Source organism: Peteryoungia algae (assembly GCF_030369675.1).
Taxonomy (GTDB): Bacteria; Pseudomonadota; Alphaproteobacteria; order Rhizobiales; family Rhizobiaceae; genus Allorhizobium; species Allorhizobium algae.
Genome location: NZ_CP128477.1, coordinates 2147286 through 2170640 on the forward strand (window position 1 = coordinate 2147286; position 23355 = coordinate 2170640).

Below are 23355 nucleotides of genomic sequence, written 5' to 3' on the forward strand. Positions count from 1 at the left end.
GCCGTCTCGCGCGATTTTCACGCAGGTCGTGGGGGGAGATCGTAACATTTTGTCGACTCCGTGGGTGGAAAGTCACCCATCCGACGATCAAGAGTGAGCCTGTTGATCGATCGCTAGTCGCGTCCATCCAGGGCCAGGCTCTTGTCCAGACCGTGCTTCTGCATCTTCTCGTAGAGCGTCTTGCGAGAGATGCCGAGCTGTTCGTAGACCGGCTTGAGCGCTCCACCATGCGCCGCGATGGCGCTGGCTATCAGCTGCTTCTCGTAAGCTGCCATCTTTTCTGCAAGACGTGTCGCAACCGCTTCGTGGTCTGCCGTACCGTCAAGTCCTGTCTCCAGGCCGAGCACCAACCGGTCAGCCGCATTGCGCAGCTCTCTGACGTTTCCGGGCCAGTCACGTTCCGCAATCTGGGCGAGGATCTCCGGTTCGACTTCGATGTCTTCGCGGCCGTATCGCGCCGAGGCTTCACGCACCAGATGCAGGAAAAGCAGCGGAATGTCGGCGCGACGCTGTGCAAGCGACGGGACATGGATTGTCACGACATTCAGCCTGTAGAAGAGATCCGCACGGAAGCGACCCGCCGCCACCTCGCTTTCTAGGTCCACCTTGCTTGTGGCAAGGAAACGCACGTCGAGCGGAACCGTCTCGTTCGACCCCAGACGCGTGATCGTGCGCTCCTGCAGGACCCGCAGGAACTTCGCCTGCAGCTCGAAGGGCATCGAGCCGATCTCGTCGAGCAGGATGGTGCCGCCGCGTCCGTGTTCGAATTTTCCGTAGCGCGCTCGGAGCGCACCGGGAAAGGCGCCAGCCTCGTGACCGAAGAGTTCGCTCTCGATCAGGGTTTCAGGAAGCGACGCGCAATTGATCCCGAGGAAGGGGCCCTTCGAACGGGAACTGACATCGTGCAAGCCGCGCGCGACGACCTCCTTGCCGGCACCGGTCTCACCAATGATCAGCGCATCGGCCTCCGTCGCTCCGATCGCCCGGAGACGGTAGCGCAGGTCGACCATGACCGGCGTACGCCCGGGAAGCCGCGTCTCGATATCATCGCGCTTGCCCGCAACAGCTCTCAGCCGTCGGTTCTCCAAGACGAGCGAACGACGGTCGAGTGCGTGTCGAACGACGCCGGCCAGCGCCTGGCTGGCGAAAGGCTTCTCGATGAAGTCATAGGCGCCTTCGCGCATTGCCTTGACCGCCAGTTGCACCTCGCCATGCCCGGTGACAAGGATGACCGGGATCTCGTGATCGAGCTCCCGGATCCGATGCAACAACGTCATGCCGTCGAGCCCCGGCATGCGGATATCACTGACGACAACGCCATCGAAACCGAAGCCGACCCGCGACAGGATTTCCTCGCCCGATGCGAAGGCCTTCACCTGGAGCCCGTGCAGTTCCAGAGCCTGACTGGTGGAGAAGCGCAGCTCCTCCTCGTCATCGACGAACAACACCTGTCCTGAGCTCATTCCGCCGCCTCATTCATTGCTTCCGCTTCCAGCAGCTCGATGCGGAACAGCGCCCCACCACCGTCACGCTGCCCGACCGTCAGGCTGCCGCCGAAATCCTTGATGATGTTGTAGGAGATCGACAGACCGAGGCCGAGCCCCTTGCCCACGCCCTTGGTCGTGAAGAACGGGTCGAAGATGCGCTGCATGATGGCGGGCGGAACGCCTGGTCCCCGATCCCCGATCTCGATCACCACGGAACCGCTTGCCTTGCGGGCGGAGAGCTCAATTTTGCGGTCGTCCAGCCCTTCCACGGCGTCGCAAGCATTGGTCAGAATATTGACAAGCACCTGCTGGAGACGAACGGGCCCGCCTCGGACTGACGGCAGGGCAGGCTGCAGATCGATGATGAGCGTCGCATCGGCCGTGCCAAGGCGGGCCGAGACGATCTCGAGCGTCTCCTCCACCACGTCCTCGATGGCAATGGCGCCCAGTTTCTCATTCGGCTTGCGGGCAAAGTTGCGCAGATGCCGCGAGATCGAGGCCATCCGATCGATCAGGTTGGAAATCCGGCCCAGATTGTCGCGCGCTTCCGAAATCCGGTCTCGGTCGATCAACATCGTGGCGCTGTCGGCATAGGTCTTGGCGGCAGCGAGCGGCTGGTTGAACTCGTGCGACAAAGCGGCCGACATTTGTCCGAGCCCGGCGAGCTTGCCGGCCTGAATGAGGTCCGCCTGGGTCTGCCGCAGCTGCAGGTTAACCCGCGCGAGGTCGGATGTGCGCTCCTCGACGCGGCGTTCGAGCTCAGCCTGCGCCTCGATCTGCATATGCATGCGCTCCTGCAGCCGCGCGCGGCGCTGGATGACGACGGCAAGCCCCAGAACGAAAAGGCAGAGGAAAAGAAGGATGGCGACCAGCATGGTCCGCGCCTGCGCGTGAATGTTGCCCGTGTCGAACAACACCTTCACCGTCCAGTCTGCATCCGGCATATATTGTTCGAGCACCAGATATTCCCGCGCCCCGCCCGCCTGGTCGACAGTCATCAACGTGTGCTCGCTGATCCTGCCGGCCCCGATGGGCAGTTCCCGGAGCGTCGCGTCGGAATATCGCCGGGACGCGGTCGTGCGCTCCAGCCGTTCGGGCGTGAGCGGAAGTACCGAGGCATAGAGCCATTCCGGATTGCCGGTCATGAAGATGATCCCTTCGGGATCATGAACGAGGATCTTGTACTCGCCGCCCCGCCAGGATGTCTCGATGTCCTCGATGTCGACCTTGAAGGCGATGACACCCCGCACGGCTCCGTTTACCCTGATCGGGGAGGAGAAATAATAGCCGCGTTTCGCCGAGGTCGTGCCGAGGGCGTAGAAGCGCGCCTGCATTCCGGCCGCCGCTTCGTAGAAATAGGGCCGGTAGATGAAATTCTCGCCGACGAAGCTTGCCGCACCGTCGAAATTGCTCGCCGCGACCGTGTTACCATCCATGGTCATCACATAGATGTCCGAGGACTCCAGCAGGGCGTTGATGTCCTTGAGATAGACATTGGCCGCCTGTCGAAGCGCCGGGTTGGAAGGGTCGAGCACAAGCTCCTTCATGTCATCATGGTCGGCGATCAGGGCCGGCAAGGTCTCATAGCGGCTCAGATGACCGGCCAGGGCCGACGTCGCGAGACGCAGCGCGCTGTTGGCCTGCAGCGAGGCTTCTTCCATGACATTGCGGGTCAAGAACCGATTGCCGACGGTCAGCAGCGCCAGACTTGCCGCAACGAGAACCAGAACAAGCGCCATGATCATGCGTCGGGCAGCAGCCAATCGTCTTGCGGGTGGTACCGTTGCCGTCATCAAATGCACTGTCCTCCTGGCGTGAGGATAACCGCCTGTCCGCCGCATTCCAAGCGGGCTTGAAAACGCGGCCTCCTGGCCGCGAAAAAGCCGCCGGCTTTCAAGGTCCGGCGGCTCTGGATTCTTGCGGCACCTGAACCAGTCACGCCGCGTGGCGTTGCGACTGCGTCGCCGGACGGCCGGCCTCCGGCGCGAGCTTGAACTGATCGATCAGTTGCATGAGTGCATCGGCCTCGTCAGCCAGTTGCCGGGTCGCCGCATTGGTCTCCTCGACCATCGCCGCGTTGCGCTGGGTCATCTGATCCATCTCGTTGACCGAGGAATTCACCTCCGCCAGCGCATTCGACTGGTCGCGGCTTGCCATGGCGATGACCGAGACGCGGTCTGCAACCGTGATGATGTTGGCCGAGATGTCGGCAAGCACAGATCCGGTCTGCTGCACCAGCTTGGCCCCCGAAGAGACTTCCGTGCTCGACTTGTGGATCAGGTCCTTGATCTGCTGGGCGGCACCCGCCGAGCGTTGGGCGAGTTCGCGGACTTCCTGTGCCACGACCGCAAAGCCCTTGCCCGCCTCGCCCGCACGCGCCGCCTCGATGCCGGCGTTGAGCGCAAGCAGGTTGGTCTGGAAGGCGATCTCGTCGATGACGTCAATGATCTGGACGATCTGCCCCGAAGCGTCCTCGATCCTGCCCATCGCGTCGATGGCGCTGGCCACGACGGTGGACGAGGTGTCCGCTCGGCCCTTCGTGTCGGCGACGATGGTGTTTGCTTCTTCGGCCCGTTCGGCAGACGATTTCACCGTGACTGTGATCTCTTCGACGGCAGCCGCTGTCTCTTCCAGTGAGGCGGCCTGCTGTTCGGTGCGCTTGGCCAGTTGGTCGGCCGCAGTGCTCATCTCGGCAGCGTTGCGCTGGATCATGTAGGTGTTCGAGCGGATCTGCCTCATCGTATCCTGCAGATGCTCGAGAGACTGATTGAAGTCGTTGCGCAACTGCTCGAGACGGCCGTGGAACGGCGTATCGATGGTTTCCGAGATATCGCCTTTGGCGAGCCGACCGAGGCCGGTGGCAAGCGCATTGACCGCAAAGTCGATCTGATGGTCGATCTCCTGCTTTTCGAGATCGTTGCGGCGGCGTTCTTCCTCGGCCTGAACCCGCTCGGCTTCGCTGCGGCTCTCGATTTCGATCTTCGACAGGGCATTCTGCTTGAACACGCCAAGCGCACGGGCCATCTCGCCGATCTCGTCGACGCGGGCCTCACCATTGATCTTGGTGTCGAGCACGCCTTCGGCCAGCCGGCGCATGGCACCGGTGATCTGCCCGATCGGGCCCTTGAAGGTAAGCACCAGACCGATGCCGGCAAAGATCGAGATCAGGATGCCGAGCCCCGTCGCTCCGAGGGAGATCGAATTGGCCTCCTGCCGCTCCTGGCCGGCCGAGACCTTCTGCATCTCGGCAAAGGCGGTGAGTTGCTTCCAGATGACGTTGAGTTCGGAAGCAGCCTGCTCGAAGCTCGACTTGCGCTCCTGACTGACCTTCACGAGTTCTGCACTCGCGCCGAGCATTGTGTCGACAGCCGGGCCGAGATCCTTCTTCACCTGCATCAGGATCGGCTGATCGGCGGCGGTCTTGTCGAGTTCTGCAAGGAACTTCTTCACAGCGTTGAACTGCTGCGCAAGCAGCATGCGGTTCTGTTCGGTGGGATCGAGAAGGAAGCGCGCCATCATGATCTGCAGCGCATAGCCTGCTGCCATGACCTGACGACCGTCTTCGATGACGGCCTGGGCCTTGGCCAGCGGCGCGTCGAGTTCCCCGAACTTGATCGTCGCATCCTTCATCTTCTGCTGGGCGGCAAGGCCGAGATAGGCATTCAACTGGGTGAAATTGCGCAGTTTGCCGGCGAGATCCGTCATCACGGCCTCGGACTTGTCATTAGCGGCGACCGCCGCTTTCAATTCGCCGCCGATCTTGTCCAGCGTCTTGGCGGCCGATTGGTTCGCCTTTGGCAGGACAGCAGCCAGCACCTGCTGGCGGGCGATGATTTCATCCACCCGTCCCGCTATGACCGCAAATTTCTCGTCCGGTGTCTTGGCCTTGGTAAAGGCGGAATTGGTTTCGGTCAGGAAAGTGCCAGTGCTGCGGATGCTTTCGGCGTCGCGCAGCATGGTCTTGGCGGACGCATCATCGGCCTGCACCGCACGCTCCATGGTCGCCATGGCAGCGTTCACGCGACCCTGGGCGATGATGACCTGCTTGCTTCCTTGCTGCAGCGTATCGACAAGGCCCGTCTCGCTGGCATGCAGCGTCCAGAGATCGTCGATATGCATGAAGACCTTGTCGATGAGCTTGCCGGCCTCTTCCAGTTCGGCTCGACCATCGGCATCCGGAGCAAGCTGGGCAAGGGTTGCATCGAGGTCACGCCGCTGCTGTTCGAGCCGCCCTGTCAGATCGGCCTTCGCCTCGTCCGTCGTATTGGCGAGGAAGGTGGACATCGAGGCCGAGACATCGCGGAAACCGCTCAGGGACTGAAGCACGCTGTTGGAAATCTCGATCCGCCCCTGCAGCAGGCCCGATGCATAGAGCCCTGTAAAGCCGACGGCGGAAATGCTGATGACAAACGGCAGGATGAAAATCAGGACCTTTGTCTGAATGTTAAAGCGCGACAATACACGATCGATGAACACGAAATGTCTCCTCCAACGCCGACGGTCCGCAAATGGCGGAGCCGAAGCGCCCACGTCTAAATCCTGCTGATCATGGGCAAGGAAGACTAATAGGCGCTTAATGGCGGGCCTCACTGACCCATCCCCCGAGGCAAGGATGAGGGGTAGTACCGGCGGCAAAGCCGATCACCCACCACTGCGCCAGGCGACTTCCGTGTTCCCCAACTGGATCAACGTTTTCCTAGGACCTCTCCCCTATATTTGTCTCGGCCCGGACGACTTTCCTCATCGCTGGAACTCCCCGTCGGAAGCAACAGGGAAGAAGTGCATTGCAGGCAAGCCGTCATCGTTCCAATTCGGGAGGACGCAGAATGAGAACCTTGATCATCGCCGCCGTATTTGTCGCGGCAAACGGCCTTGCTACGGCCTCTGCCGCGGATCTGCGCATGTCATGGTGGGGCAGCGAGGACCGCCATATCGCCACGCAGGAAGCGTTGAAGTTCTGCGGCGACAAATTCGGCCACACGATCGCGCCGGAAATGACCGGCTGGACCGGCCATCAGGAGAAAATCGCCACCCAGCTCGCCGGGCGAACCGAAGCCGACATCATGCAGATCAACTGGCCCTGGCTCCCGATCTTCTCGAAGAGCGGCAACGGCTTTGCCGATCTCAACCAGTTCAAGGACGTCATCGACCTCGGTCAATGGTCGGAGGCCGATCGGAAAAGCGGCAGTGTCGATGGCAAGCTGAATGGCCTGCCGGTGTCCATCACGGGCCGCGTCTTCATGTTCAACAAGGCCACCTATGACAAGGCTGGCCTTGCCATTCCAACCACCTGGGACGACTTGTTCGCCGCAGCCCCTGTCATGAAGCAAAGGCTCGGCCCGGACTACTATCCATTCGAAGGAAACGGCCCCGACGCGCGTCTCATCGTCATTCTGCGCACCACGCAGAAGACCGGCAAGGATTTGATCGACCCGGCCACCCGGCAGGTCGCCTGGACCGTTGAAGAACTGGCAGAAAGCCTCGACTTCTATCAATCCATGGTCGAACAGGGCGTCGTCAAGTCCTGGCAGGACGAGGCTGCCGGAGGCAACGCGCCGCTGCATGAAAACCCCGAATGGGCCAGCGGCAAGATTGCCGGAACATATCAGTGGAGCAGCACATACAGCAAGATCGTCGGCCCGATGCAGGAAGGCCAGCAACTCGTGCCGGTCGAAATGCTGAAGGTCGATGGCGCAACCACGGAAGGCATCTATCGCAAGCCCTCGATGTTGTTTGCCATATCAAAATGCAGCAAGGAGCCGAAAGCGGCCGCCGAGATTATCAACTGCTTGCTGAACGATCCCGAAGCGATCCGTAAACTCGGTGCAACGCGCGGCGTGCCCTCCAGCAAAGTCGCCCTTGAAGTACTGACCAGTGCGGGCACGATCGAGCCGGCGCAGATCGAGGCAAACAAGATTGTCATGCAAAGCACGGGCGTCGACGTCTCCCCGCTGAATGAAAATCCGCGCGTCGCAGAAGCCTTCGACAGCACATTCGAAGCTTTCGCCTATGGCCAGCTCAACGCCGAGACCGCGGCCGCCGGTATTATCGACAGGATCAACGGCATCTTGACGGGCATCTGAGCAACGATCTCGAACGACAGCTCCGCGAAGCTGCAGCTTCGACCGAAAGCAGTCCGTGGGTCCAGAGGGGGGGCACGCGGCCTCAGCGGCTCCGGCCGGCCGCCGGAGGCCCGCCGGAGGCAATTTCACAGGCGCCTGTCAGCTCGCGGCCTTGTGGATGATGTCAGACCCCGCATCCTGACGCATATCCATCCAGGCGAGACTGCCCGTATAACGCCATGCCATCTGGCCCCGTTCGTCGAGCGCAAACAGGCTGAGCCAGCCATTGTCGAACAGCGCCTGCACCTGGGCATGCCGTTTGAGGATGTCGGTGATCGCCTCTTTCGGCGCCTCGACGGCGACCGTCAACCGCAGCGGCTCATGCACGAAATGCTCGCCGTCATGCACTGACTGCCAGGGAAGCCCTGCGCGCATATTTCCGCCATTGCCCTCGACCACGCCGATGCCACCGACGACATTGTGCAGGAGCTTGTTGCCGGCCCCGAAGAGCGACGGCGCGACGCAGGAGCCGAAATATTGCAGGCTGATCCAGCTCGCGACGACGACGGGTGCCGTCAGGATGAGTTCGAGGATCTTGAAGCCCTCGTCCGTCTTCCAGACATAGTCGTGTAGGAAGGCCTGGCCTTCCAGCGATCGACCAGCCGTCCGGGTGCGCGGTGCGGCGATGAAGGCACGGCAGCCGGCAAGCCCGAGTTCGGGCCGCACTTCCGACCAGTCCCGACTGCGCTCGATGACACTGTCGGCTGTCGCCCGTGGCAGCCGCCGTGCCCGCTCCGCGCGCGTCAGGTGGCCAGCCTGGGCCAGCCACTGCCGGATGCGGACAATATCCTCCGGCTGAATGTCGGTCTCAAGGTCTTCCTCGAAAAGCGTCACGGTATCGGTTGTCGTATCATGCAAACCACCGAGGAAGACGGTGTCGGCCGGGATGGTGATTCCGTTGATCGCCAGCGTCTCCCGCACGGCGCGGTCGTTCAGAAGATCAGCCAGCAGACGCGCGTTGACGTCACCCGCATAACCGCCGCAGGCGCCGCAGTGAAGTGCGCTGGCATAGGGGTTGTTGACCACATTCGCCCCATGACCGGAGATCAGCACGAAGCGGCCGAAACCTTCCGTCAGCGACATGGCCTTCAGCACCGTTTCGGCGATGACGACACGCGTGTCGAGATCAAGGCTGGGCGCAAGGCGAGGCTTGGCGGCATCCGGGCCTTTGCCCTTGTGAAGGCCGAGACCGTCGCGGATCAGCTTGCCGGCATAGACCGGCCCCATCGCTTCGACAAAGGCGAAGGAGGAAACGGCGGCCAGCTTGAACCGTCCCCAGGCGCGGGTGGCGCGGGCGCTGAACCGCGCCTGCTGATCGGCATCGCCGTCGTGATCTACCGCGCTGCAGCTGAAGACGGAGGGCTTCAGGAGAACCGGCAGACGATGCTCGGAGACGTCGGAGGCAAAGCCTTTGTGGCTTGCGCCGAGACCAAAGAAGCCGGCGAAGCCGAGCGTCCTGACACCCGGATCAACGCTTTCGAGCGATCGGCGAAAGACCTCCGAGCGCACGTCGATGCAAAAGGCAGCCTGCAACACAGGCCGCAACTCGGCAACCTTGATCGTCGAGGGTGCGGCGAGCGTAGCCGCGAGCTTCCGCTGTGCTGCCCGCTCGGCAGCAACCTGCAGCAACCCGTCAATGACGGTATCGAAATCCGGGCTGACCGGCTCGACATGCTTGTGTCGCACCTGCTGCCACTCGCGCTCGATCTCAGTCTTGTGCCGGGCATACAGCACCTCTTCGAAGACGAGCCGGATCGCCAGCAACTCGAGCGCCGTGGTATCCGTGCGGCCCTCGATCTCGGCCTTGAACTGGATGTGTCGCGCATACTGCGCCCAGCCGCCGACGGTCAGCAGCAGCTGGTGGAAATAGGTGCCGGGTTCGGCGCCGAGGCCCAGCGAAACGGCCGCCCGCTCGATCGCCCCGTCAGGGGTTTCCGGCGTTTCATCGACATGGATGCTGAAGCCCTTCAGCCCCAGGATTTCTGGCGTCAGATCATGGGTCGCAAAGGCACGCCAGGCGGCATAGAGCCCGTTGCGCCGGGACGCGGCCCAGAGGGCCTGCCCCTGGTCGAAGAAACCGGCTGCAAAGGTCCCGATCCGCTCGGAGACCAGCCCGGGCCAATCCTTGCCCGTGGCCCGCGCGGCAAGATCCGCGATCGTCGGCAGTGCGATAACCGGCTGCGGTTCTTCGCCAACGGCCGCCTTGAGCGCCGGCAGGTCGATGCGGTTGAAGAGCGCGCTCGACTGGAGGGCAGCGATCAGATCCTCATCGGTGATCTCCCCCTTGGCGATCTTGTCGGCATAGTGCTTGCGTGGCAAAGCGAGCCTGACGCCACCGATCCGGGCAAGCCGGGCCGCGGTGTGGTCCAGCGTTTCGCTGACCTGGCCGAGGAAGGGGTTGACGGCAACGGTCGCCGTCAGCGGCCAGGCCGGCGGGATCGCCCGCACCGCCTGATTGGCTGCCCGGGCAAGCGCTTCACCATGCAGTGTATCGACTGTGGTCATCTTGGTCATCGGTTCACTCTTTCACGAAAGCGGGCGTTGCGGAGGTAGTGCGTGGAAGCGTCCAGCCACCAAGCAGGCGATCGAAGAGGGCATTGACGTAGAGGCCGTTGGCGAGATGCACCCTGAGGCCCGCCGCTGCCGGATGATAGGCCCAGAGCGGGAAGAGCGACTGGGCGACCGCCACCACACCGAAGGTGACGACGGCCAGCAGCATCAGCGTCCATTCGAGCGGCCCTGGCTGTGGGGTTGCGGGCAGCGTGTCGAGCATCAGCTTGTCGGCGATCCGCTGCAGGGCGAAGTAGGCCGTGGCCGCTGAGATCGAGTAGAGCGAGGTCCGCCAGGTGAGCGCCCAGGGCGCCGCATCCGCCAAGCCTTGCGCGATCAGATAGGCAACGCCGAAGATCAGGATCGCTCCGAGTGCGAGCGCCTGCGGCGTCTTGTCCGCAAAGCCGAAGAGCACACCGATAACGGCGTAGATGGCCAGCGCCAGTAGAAAGGCGCGTCCGACAGCCTTCGCGTTGGGGATCGCGACCGGACCGGGGCGCCGGATCGAGGCGACCGTCTCGATGGCCGAACCGGATGCGAGGAAGGCATGCGCCTTGTAGAGCGAATGGGCGACGATGTGCAGAAGCGCGATCGGGAAGAGTGCCAGACCACATTGCAGGATCATGAAGCCCATCTGCGCGACCGTCGACCAGGCGAGCGAGGTCTTCACCGCCGACTGGGTGAGCATCACGAGACTGCCGAACAGCGCCGTGAAGCCACCGATCATGACCAGCACCGCAAGCACCACGGGGGCTTGCAGCATGACATCGGCAAAGCGGATCAGCAGGAAACCGCCGGCGTTGACGACACCGGCATGCAAGAGGGCAGAGACAGGGGTCGGCGTTTCCATAACTTCGGTCAGCCAGCCATGGGTCGGGAACTGCGCGGACTTCAGAAGCGCTGCGATTGCCAGCAGGGCCGCAGCGGCAATCGTCAGCGGCAGGCCCTCGCCCTCGCGGGCAGCGGCCAGAATGGTCGCAATGTCGCCGGTGCCGAAGGAGATGGCGAGCAGGATGACGGCGCCGATCAGGGCGGCGTCGCCGGTGCGCGAGACGATGAACTTTTTGCGCGCGGCGCGTTGGGCAGCGATCCTGCCAGGATAGAAGAGCAGGAGCTGATGCAGGAGCAGGCTGGTCGCAACCCAACCGACGACGAGCTGCAACAGCGTGCCGGACTGGACGAGCAGAAGGACGGCGGCAAGTGTCGCCGTCATCCAGCCGGTGAACTGACCCTGACGAACCTCACCGTCGAGGAAGGTGCCGGCATAGCGCAGCACCACCCATCCGATGAAGGACACGAGCAGCAGCATCACCATGCTGACAAGGTCGAGCCGCGAGGCGAACGCGAAGGGGCCGTAGCCGAGGGCCGGGCTCGTGCCCGGACCCTGCAGAGCGAGGACGGCGCCGGACAAAAAAACGACGAGCATGGAACCGAGGGCAGCGAATTCGACAACGCGGATCGCCCGGCGCGGGCGAAGCCCCGGCGCTTTGAATGCGTAATACGAGGCACCGGCAAGCAGGAGCGGTGCGAGAAGCGGCAGCATGTGGATCACTTGACGTCTCCGGTCTGGACCGCTGCTTGGGAGGAGGCAACGGCGATCTCACGGACCTGTTATCAGCGACGTGATCACAAGAAAAATTCATTGTTTCTCCGATTTCGTTCTATAAAATAGAACAATGTCCGAGCTGAACTATCACCACCTCCGCTATTTCCGCGCCGTCGCCCATGATGGAAATCTGACGCGCACGGCCGAACGGCTGAACCTGTCGCAATCGGCGCTCTCCATCCAGATCAAGCACTTGGAGGAGCGTCTGGGCCACGCTCTCTTCGAGCGTCGCGGACGACAGCTTTATCTCACGGAAGCCGGCCGCATCGCGCTCGACCATGCCGACACGATCTTTTCGGCCGGCGAAGAGCTAGTCGAAACACTGAAGGAAACAGGAAGAACCCGCCGCGCGATCCGCATTGGGGCGCTCGCGACCCTGTCACGCAACTTCCAGATGGAATTCCTGCGGCCAATCCTCGGGCGATCCGATGTCGACATGATCCTGCGCTCCGGCAGCACCAGCGAACTGCTCGGCGCGCTCGAAGCGCTCAATCTCGACATTGTCCTCCTGAATCAGGCGCCCATGACCGATTCCGTCACGCCCTTCATCGCCCAGCATGTCTACCAGCAGCGGGTCAGTCTCATCGGCAGGCCATCCTACGGCAAGCCGGGCGCTAACCTTGCCGACCTGCTGGGCGAGCATCCCGTCATCCTGCCCACGCTCGAAAGCGGCGTGCGCTCGCAGTTCGAGGCGCTTGTGGCAAGGCTGGGGATCACGCCACAGATTGCCGCCGAAGTGGACGACATGGCGATGATGCGTCTTCTGGCACGCGAAGGCGCGGGCCTTGCCGTTTTGCCGCCAATCGTCGTGAAGGGCGAACTTGAGGCTGGTACACTGGTGGAGTTCGATGCCCTGCCCGGTATGATCGAAGCCTTCTTTGCGGTGACCGTAAAGCGTCGTTTCCCCAATCCGCTCATCCGGCCGTTGCTCGAAGCGAATGGCGACGGCAAATCCACTGATGCCGGATCTACGTAAAGTTTGAGCGTATAAACGCTTGAAAAGGGGACATCGTGAAGACTTCCATAGCCATCATCGGAGCCGGCATCGCTGGTATCACCCTTGCGCAGGCGCTTGTCCCATACGCGAACGTCACCATTTTCGAGAAGAGCCGAGGCCTCGGTGGCCGCATGGCGAACCGCCGCCGCGAGGGTTTTGCTTTCGACCATGGCGCCCAGTATTTCACCGCACGTTCGCCAGCCTTTCGCGCGGTTGCGGAAGCAGCGGTTGAGGCGGGCCATGCCGGTATCTGGCCAAGGGCGGTGCACACGCTGAAGTCCGGCGGATTGCTGACCGACAATCGCCAACCGGAACCGCGGTATGTCGGCTTGCCCGGAATGAGCGGGTTTGCGAACGGACTGGCTGACGGTCTTGAGATCCGCAAGCAAACGACCGTTGCAGGGCTTCAGCAGTGCGGACATGGCTGGGCGTTGACCGACGGCGAAGGTCAGGATCTTGGCCGCTTCGACACGGTCATCTCCACGGCGCCGGCACCACAGACAATCCGGCTGATGCCCGAGACATTTTCCGGACACGACGCTTTGGCCATTGTCCGGATGAGTGGTTGCTTCACCCTGATGATCGGTCTCGACGAGCCCCTGCACCTCGACTTCCACGCCGCCCGTATCGAGGACGACATCCTGAGCTGGATCGCCGTCGAGGACAGCAAACCCGGCCGCCGAGACAAGCTGGCGCTCACCATCCACAGCCGCAACGATTGGGCTGAGGCAAACCTGGAACGCGACCGCGACGAGGTGAAATCGGAGATGCTTGCGTCGCTGAAGCGCCTGCTTGGACTAGACTTCTCGAACGCCGCCTGGCTCGACCTGCATCGCTGGCGCTACGCCAATGTCGAAGAACCCGCCAGCCAACCCTTCCTCTTCGATGAAGCCCTCGGCCTTGGAGCCTGTGGTGACTGGTGCCTCGGCAACCGGGTTGAGGCCGCTGTGGAAAGCGCCACCGCTCTCTCGACGAGAATGATCACTCGCCTGCAAGGAGCCTGACAATGTATCGCGATCCGGCGCTCACGAAACTTCTCACCTATGCCGGCGCCCTACCCTTTTGGGCGCTCGCTCTGGCCCAGGTGCTCGGCGGCGATCCAGCACTTACCGCTGAGGCCTTCATTGCCTACGGAACCGGCATCGCCTGTTTCATGGCCGGCACGCTCTGGAGCCAGGCACAGATCCGCACTCAGGATCCGAGGCTCATGCTGATCGTCAGCAATATTGCAGCCCTCGCAGCCATCGGCGGCCTGCTGGTCTACGCCCATGCTCCGGCCGTCACGATGGCATTGCATGTTACGGTATTTCTGGTCCTGCTTGCCGCCGATCTCCGCATTCACAGAAAAGGCGCCCAGCCCGCCTGGTATCTGGCACTTCGGCGCAATGTCACACTGCTGGTGATCGCCGCTTATGCCGTGGTCATGATCCTGACATGAGATTTTCAGGGTAAGTGCTGTAAGATAGCAATGAATTCCGCGAGGAACGGAGGCGTGCTGCGGGGCGCGCCGGATCTTGACAGGCGCGGCCAATGTGCGGGGGATCATGATGGGGAATGCGGGCGAGCAGAAGTTGAACGGCGGAGACGGTGCGGCAGCGCCGTTTCTGGCCGATGCGACGTATATGGCGGAACTCCGTCAACGCATGCTGAAATTCGCAAGCCTCCAGCTTGCGGATCCCGGCTTCGCCGAAGATGCTGTGCAGGAAGCGCTGGCCGGTGCGCTCCGCAACGCCGACGCCTTTGCCGGCCGTTCCGCTTTTCGCACCTGGGTCTTCGCCATCCTGCGCAACAAGATCGCCGACCAGATCCGCTTCAAGCACAAGCAATCGCAGATGATCGCCATGCCGCTTGGTCACCTCCCCGATGAGGATGAGCCTCGCTACTTCGACGCCAATGGCTCTTGGGCTCCGGAGAACCGCCCCAGTGGCTGGGGCAATCCGGAAGTCGAACTCTTGGGCAAGGATTTCTGGCGGGTCTTCGAAACTTGCCTCGATCATCTGCCGCCCGACCAAGGCCGCGTCTTCATGATGCGCGAATTCGTCGAGATGGACACAGCCGAGATCTGCGCCGAGGTCGGCATCACCACCACCAACATGCATGTCCTGATGCACCGCGCGCGGCTTCGCCTGCGCAATTGCCTGGAAGGACACTGGTTCGCGCCGGAGGAGAAATTATCATGATGTGCGACAAGGCGACCAAACTTGCCTCGGACAAACTTGACCGGCGCCTGTCCATTCCGGAGACCATCCGCCTGCGCCTGCATCTTGTCGGTTGCGATGCCTGCTCGGGCTTCGTCCGGCAAATCGGTGTGTTGCGCAAGGCAAGCCGCCGCTACGTCGCGACCGACGCCTCCGATCCGGGAGAGACCTAATCAGCGGGTGCCGAGTTCCTCGATCGACTGCAGGATCTCGGTGCCAAGCCGCGTGGCGGCACCGGTGGCGATCGCCATCTGCGGCAGGATCATCCACTCAAGCGTCCAGGCGGCCCCCGACCGTTCCTGTTCATGCACCAGGGACTGATGCAGACCCGAGATCTGCACGGCGTTGAACCGGGCAAGCGTTACCAGAACTTCCGCCTTCACCGGATTGCGCTTGTGCGGCATGGCTGAGGACGCCCCGCCGCCGCCGATCAGCGCCGTGCCATTATCCGCCATCAGCGCCAGATCTTGACCGATCTTGCCGAGGACGCCGGTGACCTGGGAGAACAAGCCACCGATCTCGGTGATTATCGCCCGTTGACTGTGCCATTGCGGCCGATCGGACAGTTGAAGGAGGTCGGAGAGCCGGGCTCGGACAAACGGCGCCTTGCCACCGAGCTTGTCGAGTGTGCCGACGGCACCCCCGAACTGAAGCGGCAGGCCGGCTTTCAGCATGCCCTGCAGCGCTGCCTGGTGGGCGACGATCGGCCCTTTCCAGCTCGACAGGCGACCTGAAACCGTGATCTGGATTGCCGCCTGCATGCGCGTGCGCCCCATCAAGGCCCGGGTGCCAAAGCGCTGCTCCAGCCCCTGGAGGGACGAGATAATGGATGTCAGCCGCTGATCGAGGATCGCAAGCACAGCACCCAGACGCAGCATCAGACCTGTATCGATGGCGTCCTGGCTTGTGGCCCCGAAGTGCAGATGCTTGCCCTGTTCAGCGAGCATTGCCCGCCACTGGCGAACGAGATCCGGGATGACGACCCCATCGCGGCCGATCGCCTGTTTCAGGGCGTCGAGATCGGCAAGAAATGCTTCCGGCAGGGCCGCGATCGCCTCGGCCGCCTCGACAGGGATAACGCCTTCCGCTGCCTCCGCCTCGGCCAGTGCCACCTCGAAACGCAGCATGGCCGAAAGCTCGGCAGCCGCCGAGAACTGAGCACCGATTTCCTCATCACCCAAGAGGCCGGACAGAAAAGGATGGTCGAAGACGGATGCGGTCATGCTGTTGCCGGTGCCCTTTTCAGATATCGAAGAAGATCGTCTCCTTCTCCCCCTGCAGGTAGATGTCGAAGTGATAGGTCGATCCCTCGCGCTGCGCAATCAGTGTGGGCACGCGCACGCGGTGCTCGATACGCGCAAGGATCGGATCCTCGCCATTTGCCGCCTCTTCGTCGCCAAAATAAAGGCGCGTGTTGAGGCCGAGATTGATGCCGCGCGCGACGATCCAGAAAGATATATGTGGCGCCATCAGGCGGCCATCGCGGAAAGGCACCCGACCTGGCTTGATCGTCTCGAAACGATACTCGCCGGTCGAGAGGTCGCAAGGGCAGCGCCCCCAGCCGGTAAAGTTTGGATCAGCGCTGCCGCGCGTTTCCGAGGGACTGTTGTAGAGGCCATCGGCATCTGCCTGCCAGAGCTCGATCAACGCATCCTTGAGCGGCGTGCCGGATCCGTCGATGACACGACCGGTTACGGTGATCCGCTCGCCGCGCGTCCTGTCATTGACCATGGTGGTGCCGAGATCGACGGGATAGACACCCTTGATATCGGCAAAATTTGGCGTCAGGCCGATATGAACGTAAGGGCCGGCCGTCTGCGAGGCACTTTCCTTGAGGTAACCGAGATCCTGGACCATCAATTTCCCTCCATCCGGTTTTCGAACAGGGTCGAACGCCGACCACGCAGCACGATATCGAATTTGTAGGCGCGCGCATCCATCGGGATGGTCGCCGACCAGTCGAGGGCTGCGACCAGTTGTTCGATCGCGGCACGATCCGGGATCGTCAGCACGATCGGACATTTCCAGATCAGCGGATCGCCCTCGAAATACATCTGGGTGATCAGGCGCTGCGAAAAACCATGGCCGAATATGGAGAAATGGATGTGCGCCGGGCGCCAGTCGTTGACCCCGTTCGGCCAGGGATAAGGACCCGGCTTGATCGTGCGGAAGGCATAATACCCGTTCTCGTCGGAGATCGTGCGGCCGCAACCACCAAAATTCGGATCGAGCGGCGCCAGATAGCTTTCCTTCTTGTGACGATAGCGCCCGCCGGCATTGGCCTGCCAGAATTCGATGAGAGCACCGGCAACGGGACGACCGCGTTCGTCGAGGACGCGACCATGCACGATGATGCGCTCGCCGATCGCGCTCTCGCCGGGCTTGGCAAAATTATGGATCAGGTCGTTGTCGAGTTCGCCCAGCATAGAATGACCGAAGACCGGGCCTGTGATTTCCGACTTCGTGCCGTCCAGCGACAGAAGCGCCTTTTGCGGCGAGCGCAAAACGGAGGTCTTGTAGGTCGGGGTATAGGCCGGCGGATGCAAACTCCGGTCGCGCGGGAAAAAGGCGCCCGTCTCCGGCTTCTTGTTCGAAAGATCAGTCATGGCCCTCTCCCCCGGTCTCGCCGGCATCCACCATGTCAAACACCTGCTTGGCGATCTTGAATGCCCTGTTTGCCGCGGGAACGCCGGCATAGACGGCAACATGCATCAATGCTTCGGTGACATCTTCCCGGCTGGCCCCGGTATTGGCGGTGGCTCGGACATGCATGGCGACCTCTTCGTCATGACCCAGTGCCGCAAGCAGCGCGATGGTGATCATCGAGCGCTCGCGGGGACTGATACCCGCCCGTGACCAGACGGTCCCCCAGGCTCCCTCGGTGATCATCTCCTGAAAGGGTTGATCGAACGACGTGGCCGACAAGGACGCGCGATCGACATGCGCATCGCCCAGCACGCGGCGACGCGTTGCCATGCCCTGCCGGTAGCGATCTGATGAACTGCGGGCATCAGCCATGGGCTGCCTCTCCTGATATGATGGGCGCGAGGAAGGCCTCTATGATGGTTGTGAGCATTTCCGGCTGCTCCACACAGGGGAGATGGCCGGCATCCTTTATGACTTCATAGCGCGCCTTCGGCACGAGCTTGGCGAGCGACAGCACGAGATCGGGTGGCGTCGCCCCGTCCTGATCGCCGACAACACAAAGTGTGGGAACGGCGATCCTCGTTGCGGCCTCGGTGAAATTCGCATCCCGGATCGCGGCACAGGTGCCAGTATATCCCTCGACCGGCTGGCGGAGCATCATGTTGCGATAGCCCGGGTAAGCCGGATCGCTGGCGCGGAAGGACGATGTGAACCAGCGCTCCATCACACTGTCGACGATGCCCGAAAGCCCTCCTTCTTCGATGGCTGTGATGCGCACTGCCCACATCTCCGCGGTCCCGATCTTGTGCGCTGTATCGCAAAGGATCAGCGCCTTCACCAGATCCGGACGCCGCGCACAGAGGCCCTGGGCGATCAGCCCTCCGACAGACAGTCCGCAGATGACGGCGCCAGAAACATTGAGGTGTTCGAGCAAGCCGATCAGGTCGTCGACATGGTCATCGATCGAATAGGGCGCTTGCCCGACATCCGACAGGCCGTGACCGCGCTTGTCATAGGTGAGCAGCGGATGGCTGCCAGCGAGCCGGACGATCACGTCGCGCCAGATACGAAAATCGGTTCCGAGCGAATTGATGAAGACGATGACCGGCTTGTTGCCCGGCCCACCGATGATCTGGTGATGCAGGCTGACGCCGTTGATCTGAACGAACTGCACGGGTTCCTCCCTCCGTTGCCGACATATTGCTCATGCGGTTTGGTTAGGTAAAATGATGTTTTCCATCTTATTCCTAACCGTAGGGTTATGTTTCCACATGATCGACAACAGAGTGAAGTTTCGCCACCTGCAGACCTTCGTCGAGGTTGCGCGCCAGAAGAGCGTCATGAAGGCGGCGGAACTCCTGCATGTCAGTCAGCCTGCCGTAACCAAGACCATCCGCGAACTCGAGGAAGTCTTGGGTGTCGCCGTGTTCGAAAAGGACGGTCGCGGCATCCGGATCACCCGCTATGGCGAGGCCTTTCTCAAGCACGCGGGTGCGGCCCTGACCGCGCTCCGCCAAGGCTTCGATTCCGTATCGCATGCCCTTCATGCGGATGCGCCACCGATACGCGTCGGGGCCCTGCCAACGGTCTCGACCCGCATCATGCCGCAGGCAATGACCCGGTTCCTGCGCGAGGACGTGCCCGCCCGCATCAAGATTGTCACCGGTGAAAATGCGGTCCTTCTCGAGCAGTTGCGGGTCGGAGACCTCGACCTCGTCGTCGGACGGCTGGCCGCGCCCGAGCAGATGGCGGGCTTCTCCTTTGAACATCTCTATTCGGAACAGGTGATCTTCTGCGTGCGCGCCGGTCACCCGCTCCTGCTGGACGCTTCCGACCTGTTTGGCGAACTGGAAAAGTATCCAGTGCTGATGCCGACGCGGGCCTCGATCATTCGCCCCTTCGTCGAGCGCTTCCTGATCGCCAACGGCATTTCTGGCCTGCCGACTCAGATCGAGACGGTCTCCGACAGCTTCGGTCGCGCCTATGTCCGCCAGACGGATGCGATCTGGATCATCTCTGCGGGCGTCGTGGCAACGGACCTCGCAGACAAAACGCTGGCGGCATTGCCGATCGACACAAGCGAGACAAAGGGGCCGGTGGGCCTCACCGTTCGGGCGGATGCGGTGCCGTCCATGCCGCTGGCGCTCCTGATGCGCACGATCCGCGAGGCCGCGGCCGAGGTGGGCAATGCCTGACGATCAGGGCAGTAGCGGCGTCAGCCTCGCTTGAAGCTCCAACATCGCGGGCAGGCAATGGGCAGGCAATTCGGCTGCTGGCAGGATCGCAGCCGGCGCACCGACATTGATGGCAGCCACAACACGACCGCGATCATTCCGGACCGGCACGGCAATTGAACAGAGCCCAATCTCAAGCTCCTGATCGATGACGGCATAGCCTCGCTCCCGGACACGTGCGATCTCTGCCTTGAGTGCCGACGGCTCGATGAGAGTAAGCGGCGTATGTGCCTTGAACTGGGTTGCCGCCAGAATGACGTCGATCTCTGCATCGGATAGCGCGGCCAGCAGCACGCGCCCCATGGAGGCGCTGTAGGCCGGCAGGCGCGAGCCCGGCATCAGGTTGATCGACATGACGCGCTTCTGTGCAGCGCGTGCAATATAGACGATCTCGGTGCTGTCGAGAATGGAGGCCGAGGCGCTGTGGCCGACGCGTTCCGACAACTGATCAAGATGCGGCTGCAACAGCACAGGCAGTGGCGTCGCCGACAGCCAGGAATGGCCGATACGCAGGATCTTCGGCGTCAGTGAGAAGAACTTTCCATCATAGTCGGCGTAACCGAGATCCGCGAGCGTCAGCAGGCAGCGACGCGCAGTCGCCCGGTCAAGACCACTGGTTTCGGCAGCCTCGGTGATGCTGAGCCGCTGGCGCTCAGGGCCGAATGCTTCCAGCACCCTCAAGCCTTTGGCGAATCCACCCATCAGGTCACGCTCGCCCGCTGCCATAGGTCACTCCAATTTCGTGCGATTATCGAACAAATATCAAATATCGCACAAACCACTTGCTGTCGATGGTTTCAAGGTCATATTTGGCGACAGGTTTACGAGGCACACCGCGCGTGAGGAGACGGGAGTTCCCATGAACAAGACAATTTTAAGCCTGGTGGAAGCCGTGGCCGAGATCCGCGACGGCGCGACCGTCATGATCGGCGGCTTCGGCGGCTCCGGCGCCCCGATTGAGCTGATTCACGCCCTCATCGACAACGGCCCGAAGAACCTCACTGTCATCAACAACAATGCTGGCAATGGCCGCATCGGCATCGCGGCAATGATCGATGCGGGCCTGGTGAAGAAGATGATCTGCTCTTTCCCGCGGTCTTCCGATCCCCGCGCCTTTACCGATCGCTACCTTGCAGGCGAGATCGAACTGGAACTGGTGCCGCAAGGCACGCTGGCCGAACGCATCCGCGCCGGCGGTGCCGGCATTCCGGCCTTCTACACGCCGACCGGCTTCGGTACGGAACTGGCGGAGGGCAAGGTGATCGCGGAGTTTGACGGCCGCGAATACGTGCAGGAACGCTGGCTGAAGGCCGACTTCGCCATCGTCAAGGCGCATCTCGGCGACACCATGGGCAACCTCACCTACCGGATGGCCGGCCGCAACTTCAATCCGCTGATGTGCATGGCAGCCGCCAAGACGATCGCCCAGGTTTCGAAGATCGTGAAGCCAGGCGAGATCGATCCCGAGCAGGTGATCACCCCGGGCATCTTTGTCGATGGCGTCGTCGAAGTCGCCAACCCGCAACAGGAAGAACAGCTCATCCGAGCCGGAGTGGCCTACGCATGACCGACGCAGCCGCAATCGACACCCGCGAAGACATCAAGCTCTCCAACGCACAGATCGCCTGGCGTGCCGCCCAGGATATCGCCGACGGCGCCTATGTGAACCTCGGCATCGGCTTCCCGGAAATGGTAGCCAAGTTCCAGCCTGAGGGCCGCGAAGCGATCTTCCATACCGAAAACGGCGTGCTGAACTTCGGCGAAGCACCGGCCGCAGGAGAAGAGGACTGGGACCTGATCAATGCCGGCAAGAAGGCGATCACGCTAAAGCCGGGAGCCGCCTTCTTCCACCATGCCGACAGCTTCGCCATGGTTCGCGGCGGCCATCTCGACGTCGCAATCCTCGGCGCCTACCAGGTCGCCGAGAATGGTGACCTCGCCAATTGGCGCGTCGGTTCCAAGGGGGTTCCGGCCGTTGGCGGCGCCATGGACCTCGTACATGGTGCAAAGCAGGTCGTCGTCATCACCGAACACGTGACCAAGGACGGCAAGCCGAAGCTTGTCGAGCGCTGCACGTTTCCGCTGACCGGCGTCGGCTGCATCACCCGCGTCTATACGAGCCATGCCGTAATCGACATTGCCGATGGCAAGTTTGTCGTGCGCGAAAAGCTTGCCGCCATGAGCATGGACGAGTTGCAGGCCATGACCGGTGCCAAGCTGCACACAGATGGTCCCGTCGCTGACCTCGTCGTTCCCAAATTGTGAGTTCAAGCCATGTCAGAAGCCTTTATTTGCGACTACATCCGCACGCCCATCGGCCGTTTCGGCGGCTCTCTCTCCTCGGTGCGCGCCGATGATCTGGGCGCCGTACCGCTGAAAGCGCTGATGGAGCGTCATCCCGGCATCGACTGGGAGGCAGTAGAAGACGTGATATACGGCTGCGCCAACCAGGCAGGCGAGGACAACCGCAATGTCGCCCGCATGTCAGCCTTGCTTGCCGGTCTGCCAGTCTCGGTGACAGGCACCACGATCAACCGGCTGTGCGGCTCCGGCATGGATGCCGTGATCACGGCTGCCCGCGCGATCAAGTCGGGCGAGGCAGAGCTGATGATCGCCGGCGGCGTCGAGAGCATGAGCCGGGCACCTTTCGTCATGCCGAAAGCCGAGACCGCCTTCTCCCGCAATGCCGAGATCTACGACACCACGATCGGCTGGCGTTTCATCAACCCGCAGATGAAGAAGCAGTACGGTGTGGATTCCATGCCCGAGACGGGCGACAATGTCGCCATCGACTTCGAGGTCTCGCGTGAGGATCAGGACGCCTTTGCCGTGGACAGCCAGGCCAAGGCGGCAGAAGCGCAAGCCAATGGCAGATTGGCCAAGGAAATCACGCCCGTCACCGTGCCCCAGCGCAAGGGCGATCCTGTGATCATCGACCGCGACGAGCATCCGCGCGCGACCTCGATCGAGGCGCTGGCCAAGCTGAAGCCGATCAACAGACGAGAAGGGGCCACTGTCACCGCAGGCAATGCCTCGGGCGTCAACGACGGAGCCGCCGCGCTGATCATCGCCTCGGAAGCTGCAGTGAAGAAATATGGCCTCACCCCGATCGCCCGCATTCTGGGTGGTGCAACCGCAGGCGTTCCGCCGCGCATCATGGGCTTTGGTCCGGCCCCGGCCTCCAGGAAGCTGCTCGCCCGTCTCGGCCTGACACAGGAGCAGATCGACGTCATCGAGCTGAACGAAGCCTTTGCGTCCCAAGGCATAGCGACACTCCGTGACCTCGGTATCGCCAGCAACGATCCGCGCGTCAACCGCAATGGCGGCGCGATCGCGCTCGGCCACCCGCTCGGCATGTCGGGTGCCCGGATCGCGGGAACGGCAGCATTGGAGCTAAAGGAAACTGGCAGGCGCTACGCGCTTTCCACCATGTGCATCGGCGTCGGCCAGGGCATTGCAATCGCGCTGGAGCGCGTCTGACATCCGAAGGCGGCGGGAAACCGGCGCCTGTCTGC

General features: G+C 62.3%; 21 protein-coding genes. 10 read left to right on the plus strand and 11 right to left on the minus strand.

Annotation, left to right across the window (positions count from 1 at the left end; translation table 11 throughout):
- Positions 1-113 precede the first annotated feature (113 nt).
- The 3 genes from QTL56_RS10420 to QTL56_RS10430 all read right to left on the minus strand — a co-directional run bounded on the left by QTL56_RS10420 (position 114) and on the right by QTL56_RS10430 (position 5963).
- On the minus strand, positions 114-1463 hold the full coding sequence (locus QTL56_RS10420) for a sigma-54-dependent transcriptional regulator (protein ID WP_229574745.1): 1350 nt from the start codon (positions 1461-1463) through the stop codon (positions 114-116).
- Complete coding sequence (locus QTL56_RS10425) at positions 1460-3280, minus strand: sensor histidine kinase (RefSeq protein ID WP_245135822.1); 1821 nt, start codon at positions 3278-3280, stop codon at positions 1460-1462. The genes QTL56_RS10420 and QTL56_RS10425 overlap by 4 nt, the downstream gene beginning before the upstream one ends.
- A gap of 142 nt (positions 3281-3422) precedes the next feature.
- Entirely contained in the window at positions 3423-5963 is a 2541-nt protein-coding gene (locus tag QTL56_RS10430; RefSeq protein ID WP_245135820.1) for a methyl-accepting chemotaxis protein, read from the minus strand.
- A gap of 350 nt (positions 5964-6313) precedes the next feature.
- Here QTL56_RS10430 and QTL56_RS10435 point away from each other — a divergent pair, with 350 nt between their 5' ends.
- Positions 6314-7570 (plus strand): ABC transporter substrate-binding protein, encoded by a 1257-nt coding sequence (locus QTL56_RS10435; protein WP_245135818.1) that lies wholly within the window; start codon positions 6314-6316, stop codon positions 7568-7570.
- 138 nt (positions 7571-7708) lie between these two features.
- Here the strand turns inward: QTL56_RS10435 and QTL56_RS10440 are convergent, their stop codons facing one another.
- Both QTL56_RS10440 and QTL56_RS10445 read right to left on the minus strand, forming a co-directional pair.
- The gene (locus QTL56_RS10440) at positions 7709-10123 is read right to left on the minus strand and encodes a YbcC family protein (protein WP_289393564.1); all 2415 of its coding nucleotides are present in this window, start codon (positions 10121-10123) and stop codon (positions 7709-7711) included.
- Between the two features lie 4 nt (positions 10124-10127).
- Positions 10128-11702: a proton-conducting transporter transmembrane domain-containing protein gene (locus QTL56_RS10445; RefSeq protein ID WP_245136621.1), complete on the minus strand. Its 1575-nt coding sequence runs from the start codon at positions 11700-11702 to the stop codon at positions 10128-10130.
- Between the two features lie 133 nt (positions 11703-11835).
- On the opposite strand from QTL56_RS10445, the gene QTL56_RS10450 reads away from it, so the two are divergent.
- From QTL56_RS10450 to QTL56_RS10470, 5 genes are all read left to right on the plus strand, one after another.
- Positions 11836-12741: a LysR family transcriptional regulator gene (locus QTL56_RS10450; RefSeq protein ID WP_229574750.1), complete on the plus strand. Its 906-nt coding sequence runs from the start codon at positions 11836-11838 to the stop codon at positions 12739-12741.
- Positions 12742-12776: 35 nt separating this feature from the next.
- A complete protein-coding gene (locus tag QTL56_RS10455; protein WP_245135816.1) occupies positions 12777-13766 on the plus strand; it encodes an NAD(P)/FAD-dependent oxidoreductase in 990 nt (329 codons plus the stop codon).
- A gap of 2 nt (positions 13767-13768) precedes the next feature.
- Positions 13769-14200 carry a DUF3429 domain-containing protein gene (locus tag QTL56_RS10460; protein WP_245135815.1) on the plus strand — a complete coding sequence of 144 codons (432 nt, stop codon included), beginning with the start codon at positions 13769-13771 and terminating at the stop codon, positions 14198-14200.
- A 106-nt stretch (positions 14201-14306) separates the two neighbouring features.
- Positions 14307-14942, plus strand: coding sequence for a sigma-70 family RNA polymerase sigma factor (locus QTL56_RS10465; protein WP_289393565.1), 636 nt, complete (start codon positions 14307-14309; stop codon positions 14940-14942).
- Positions 14939-15133, plus strand: coding sequence for a zf-HC2 domain-containing protein (locus tag QTL56_RS10470; RefSeq protein ID WP_245135813.1), 195 nt, complete (start codon positions 14939-14941; stop codon positions 15131-15133). The genes QTL56_RS10465 and QTL56_RS10470 overlap by 4 nt, the downstream gene beginning before the upstream one ends.
- On the opposite strand, the gene QTL56_RS10475 is transcribed toward QTL56_RS10470, so the two are convergent.
- The 5 genes from QTL56_RS10475 to pcaD are packed head-to-tail and all read right to left on the minus strand — an operon-like array spanning position 15134 to position 18780.
- Positions 15134-16183 (minus strand): 3-carboxy-cis,cis-muconate cycloisomerase, encoded by a 1050-nt coding sequence (locus QTL56_RS10475; protein ID WP_245135811.1) that lies wholly within the window; start codon positions 16181-16183, stop codon positions 15134-15136.
- 19 nt (positions 16184-16202) lie between these two features.
- Positions 16203-16817, minus strand: coding sequence for a protocatechuate 3,4-dioxygenase subunit alpha (pcaG, locus tag QTL56_RS10480; protein WP_245135810.1), 615 nt, complete (start codon positions 16815-16817; stop codon positions 16203-16205).
- Positions 16817-17566 carry a protocatechuate 3,4-dioxygenase subunit beta gene (pcaH, locus tag QTL56_RS10485; protein WP_229574757.1) on the minus strand — a complete coding sequence of 250 codons (750 nt, stop codon included), beginning with the start codon at positions 17564-17566 and terminating at the stop codon, positions 16817-16819. The genes pcaG and pcaH overlap by 1 nt, the downstream gene beginning before the upstream one ends.
- The gene (gene pcaC / locus QTL56_RS10490) at positions 17559-17978 is read right to left on the minus strand and encodes a 4-carboxymuconolactone decarboxylase (protein WP_245135806.1); all 420 of its coding nucleotides are present in this window, start codon (positions 17976-17978) and stop codon (positions 17559-17561) included. The genes pcaH and pcaC overlap by 8 nt, the downstream gene beginning before the upstream one ends.
- Positions 17971-18780: a 3-oxoadipate enol-lactonase gene (gene pcaD, locus QTL56_RS10495; protein WP_245135804.1), complete on the minus strand. Its 810-nt coding sequence runs from the start codon at positions 18778-18780 to the stop codon at positions 17971-17973. The genes pcaC and pcaD overlap by 8 nt, the downstream gene beginning before the upstream one ends.
- A gap of 97 nt (positions 18781-18877) precedes the next feature.
- Here pcaD and pcaQ point away from each other — a divergent pair, with 97 nt between their 5' ends.
- Positions 18878-19801: a pca operon transcription factor PcaQ gene (gene pcaQ, locus QTL56_RS10500; protein WP_245135802.1), complete on the plus strand. Its 924-nt coding sequence runs from the start codon at positions 18878-18880 to the stop codon at positions 19799-19801.
- A gap of 3 nt (positions 19802-19804) precedes the next feature.
- Here pcaQ and QTL56_RS10505 read toward each other — a convergent pair whose 3' ends face one another.
- The gene (locus QTL56_RS10505; RefSeq protein ID WP_245135801.1) at positions 19805-20566 is read right to left on the minus strand and encodes an IclR family transcriptional regulator domain-containing protein; all 762 of its coding nucleotides are present in this window, start codon (positions 20564-20566) and stop codon (positions 19805-19807) included.
- 133 nt (positions 20567-20699) lie between these two features.
- On the opposite strand from QTL56_RS10505, the gene QTL56_RS10510 reads away from it, so the two are divergent.
- From QTL56_RS10510 to pcaF, 3 genes are read left to right on the plus strand one after another with little or no spacing between them, the layout of a single operon-like run.
- Positions 20700-21407, plus strand: coding sequence for a 3-oxoacid CoA-transferase subunit A (locus tag QTL56_RS10510; RefSeq protein WP_245135800.1), 708 nt, complete (start codon positions 20700-20702; stop codon positions 21405-21407).
- Complete coding sequence (locus tag QTL56_RS10515) at positions 21404-22105, plus strand: 3-oxoacid CoA-transferase subunit B (protein WP_245135799.1); 702 nt, start codon at positions 21404-21406, stop codon at positions 22103-22105. The genes QTL56_RS10510 and QTL56_RS10515 overlap by 4 nt, the downstream gene beginning before the upstream one ends.
- 9 nt (positions 22106-22114) lie before the next feature.
- Complete coding sequence (gene pcaF, locus QTL56_RS10520) at positions 22115-23320, plus strand: 3-oxoadipyl-CoA thiolase (RefSeq protein ID WP_245135797.1); 1206 nt, start codon at positions 22115-22117, stop codon at positions 23318-23320.
- Positions 23321-23355: the final 35 nt, after the last annotated feature.

Coding starts and splice junctions, on each gene's coding strand:
- QTL56_RS10420 (WP_229574745.1), bottom strand. CDS start 1,463: ATGAGCTCAGGACAGGTGTTGTTCGTCGATGACGAGGAGGAGCTGCGC.
- QTL56_RS10425 (WP_245135822.1), bottom strand. CDS start 3,280: ATGACGGCAACGGTACCACCCGCAAGACGATTGGCTGCTGCCCGACGC.
- QTL56_RS10435 (WP_245135818.1), top strand. CDS start 6,314: ATGAGAACCTTGATCATCGCCGCCGTATTTGTCGCGGCAAACGGCCTT.
- QTL56_RS10440 (WP_289393564.1), bottom strand. CDS start 10,123: ATGACCAAGATGACCACAGTCGATACACTGCATGGTGAAGCGCTTGCC.
- QTL56_RS10445 (WP_245136621.1), bottom strand. CDS start 11,702: ATGCTGCCGCTTCTCGCACCGCTCCTGCTTGCCGGTGCCTCGTATTAC.
- QTL56_RS10450 (WP_229574750.1), top strand. CDS start 11,836: ATGTCCGAGCTGAACTATCACCACCTCCGCTATTTCCGCGCCGTCGCC.
- QTL56_RS10460 (WP_245135815.1), top strand. CDS start 13,769: ATGTATCGCGATCCGGCGCTCACGAAACTTCTCACCTATGCCGGCGCC.
- QTL56_RS10465 (WP_289393565.1), top strand. CDS start 14,307: ATGATGGGGAATGCGGGCGAGCAGAAGTTGAACGGCGGAGACGGTGCG.
- QTL56_RS10470 (WP_245135813.1), top strand. CDS start 14,939: ATGATGTGCGACAAGGCGACCAAACTTGCCTCGGACAAACTTGACCGG.
- QTL56_RS10475 (WP_245135811.1), bottom strand. CDS start 16,183: ATGACCGCATCCGTCTTCGACCATCCTTTTCTGTCCGGCCTCTTGGGT.
- pcaG (WP_245135810.1), bottom strand. CDS start 16,817: ATGGTCCAGGATCTCGGTTACCTCAAGGAAAGTGCCTCGCAGACGGCC.
- pcaH (WP_229574757.1), bottom strand. CDS start 17,566: ATGACTGATCTTTCGAACAAGAAGCCGGAGACGGGCGCCTTTTTCCCG.
- pcaC (WP_245135806.1), bottom strand. CDS start 17,978: ATGGCTGATGCCCGCAGTTCATCAGATCGCTACCGGCAGGGCATGGCA.
- pcaQ (WP_245135802.1), top strand. CDS start 18,878: ATGATCGACAACAGAGTGAAGTTTCGCCACCTGCAGACCTTCGTCGAG.
- QTL56_RS10505 (WP_245135801.1), bottom strand. CDS start 20,566: ATGGCAGCGGGCGAGCGTGACCTGATGGGTGGATTCGCCAAAGGCTTG.
- QTL56_RS10510 (WP_245135800.1), top strand. CDS start 20,700: ATGAACAAGACAATTTTAAGCCTGGTGGAAGCCGTGGCCGAGATCCGC.
- QTL56_RS10515 (WP_245135799.1), top strand. CDS start 21,404: ATGACCGACGCAGCCGCAATCGACACCCGCGAAGACATCAAGCTCTCC.
- pcaF (WP_245135797.1), top strand. CDS start 22,115: ATGTCAGAAGCCTTTATTTGCGACTACATCCGCACGCCCATCGGCCGT.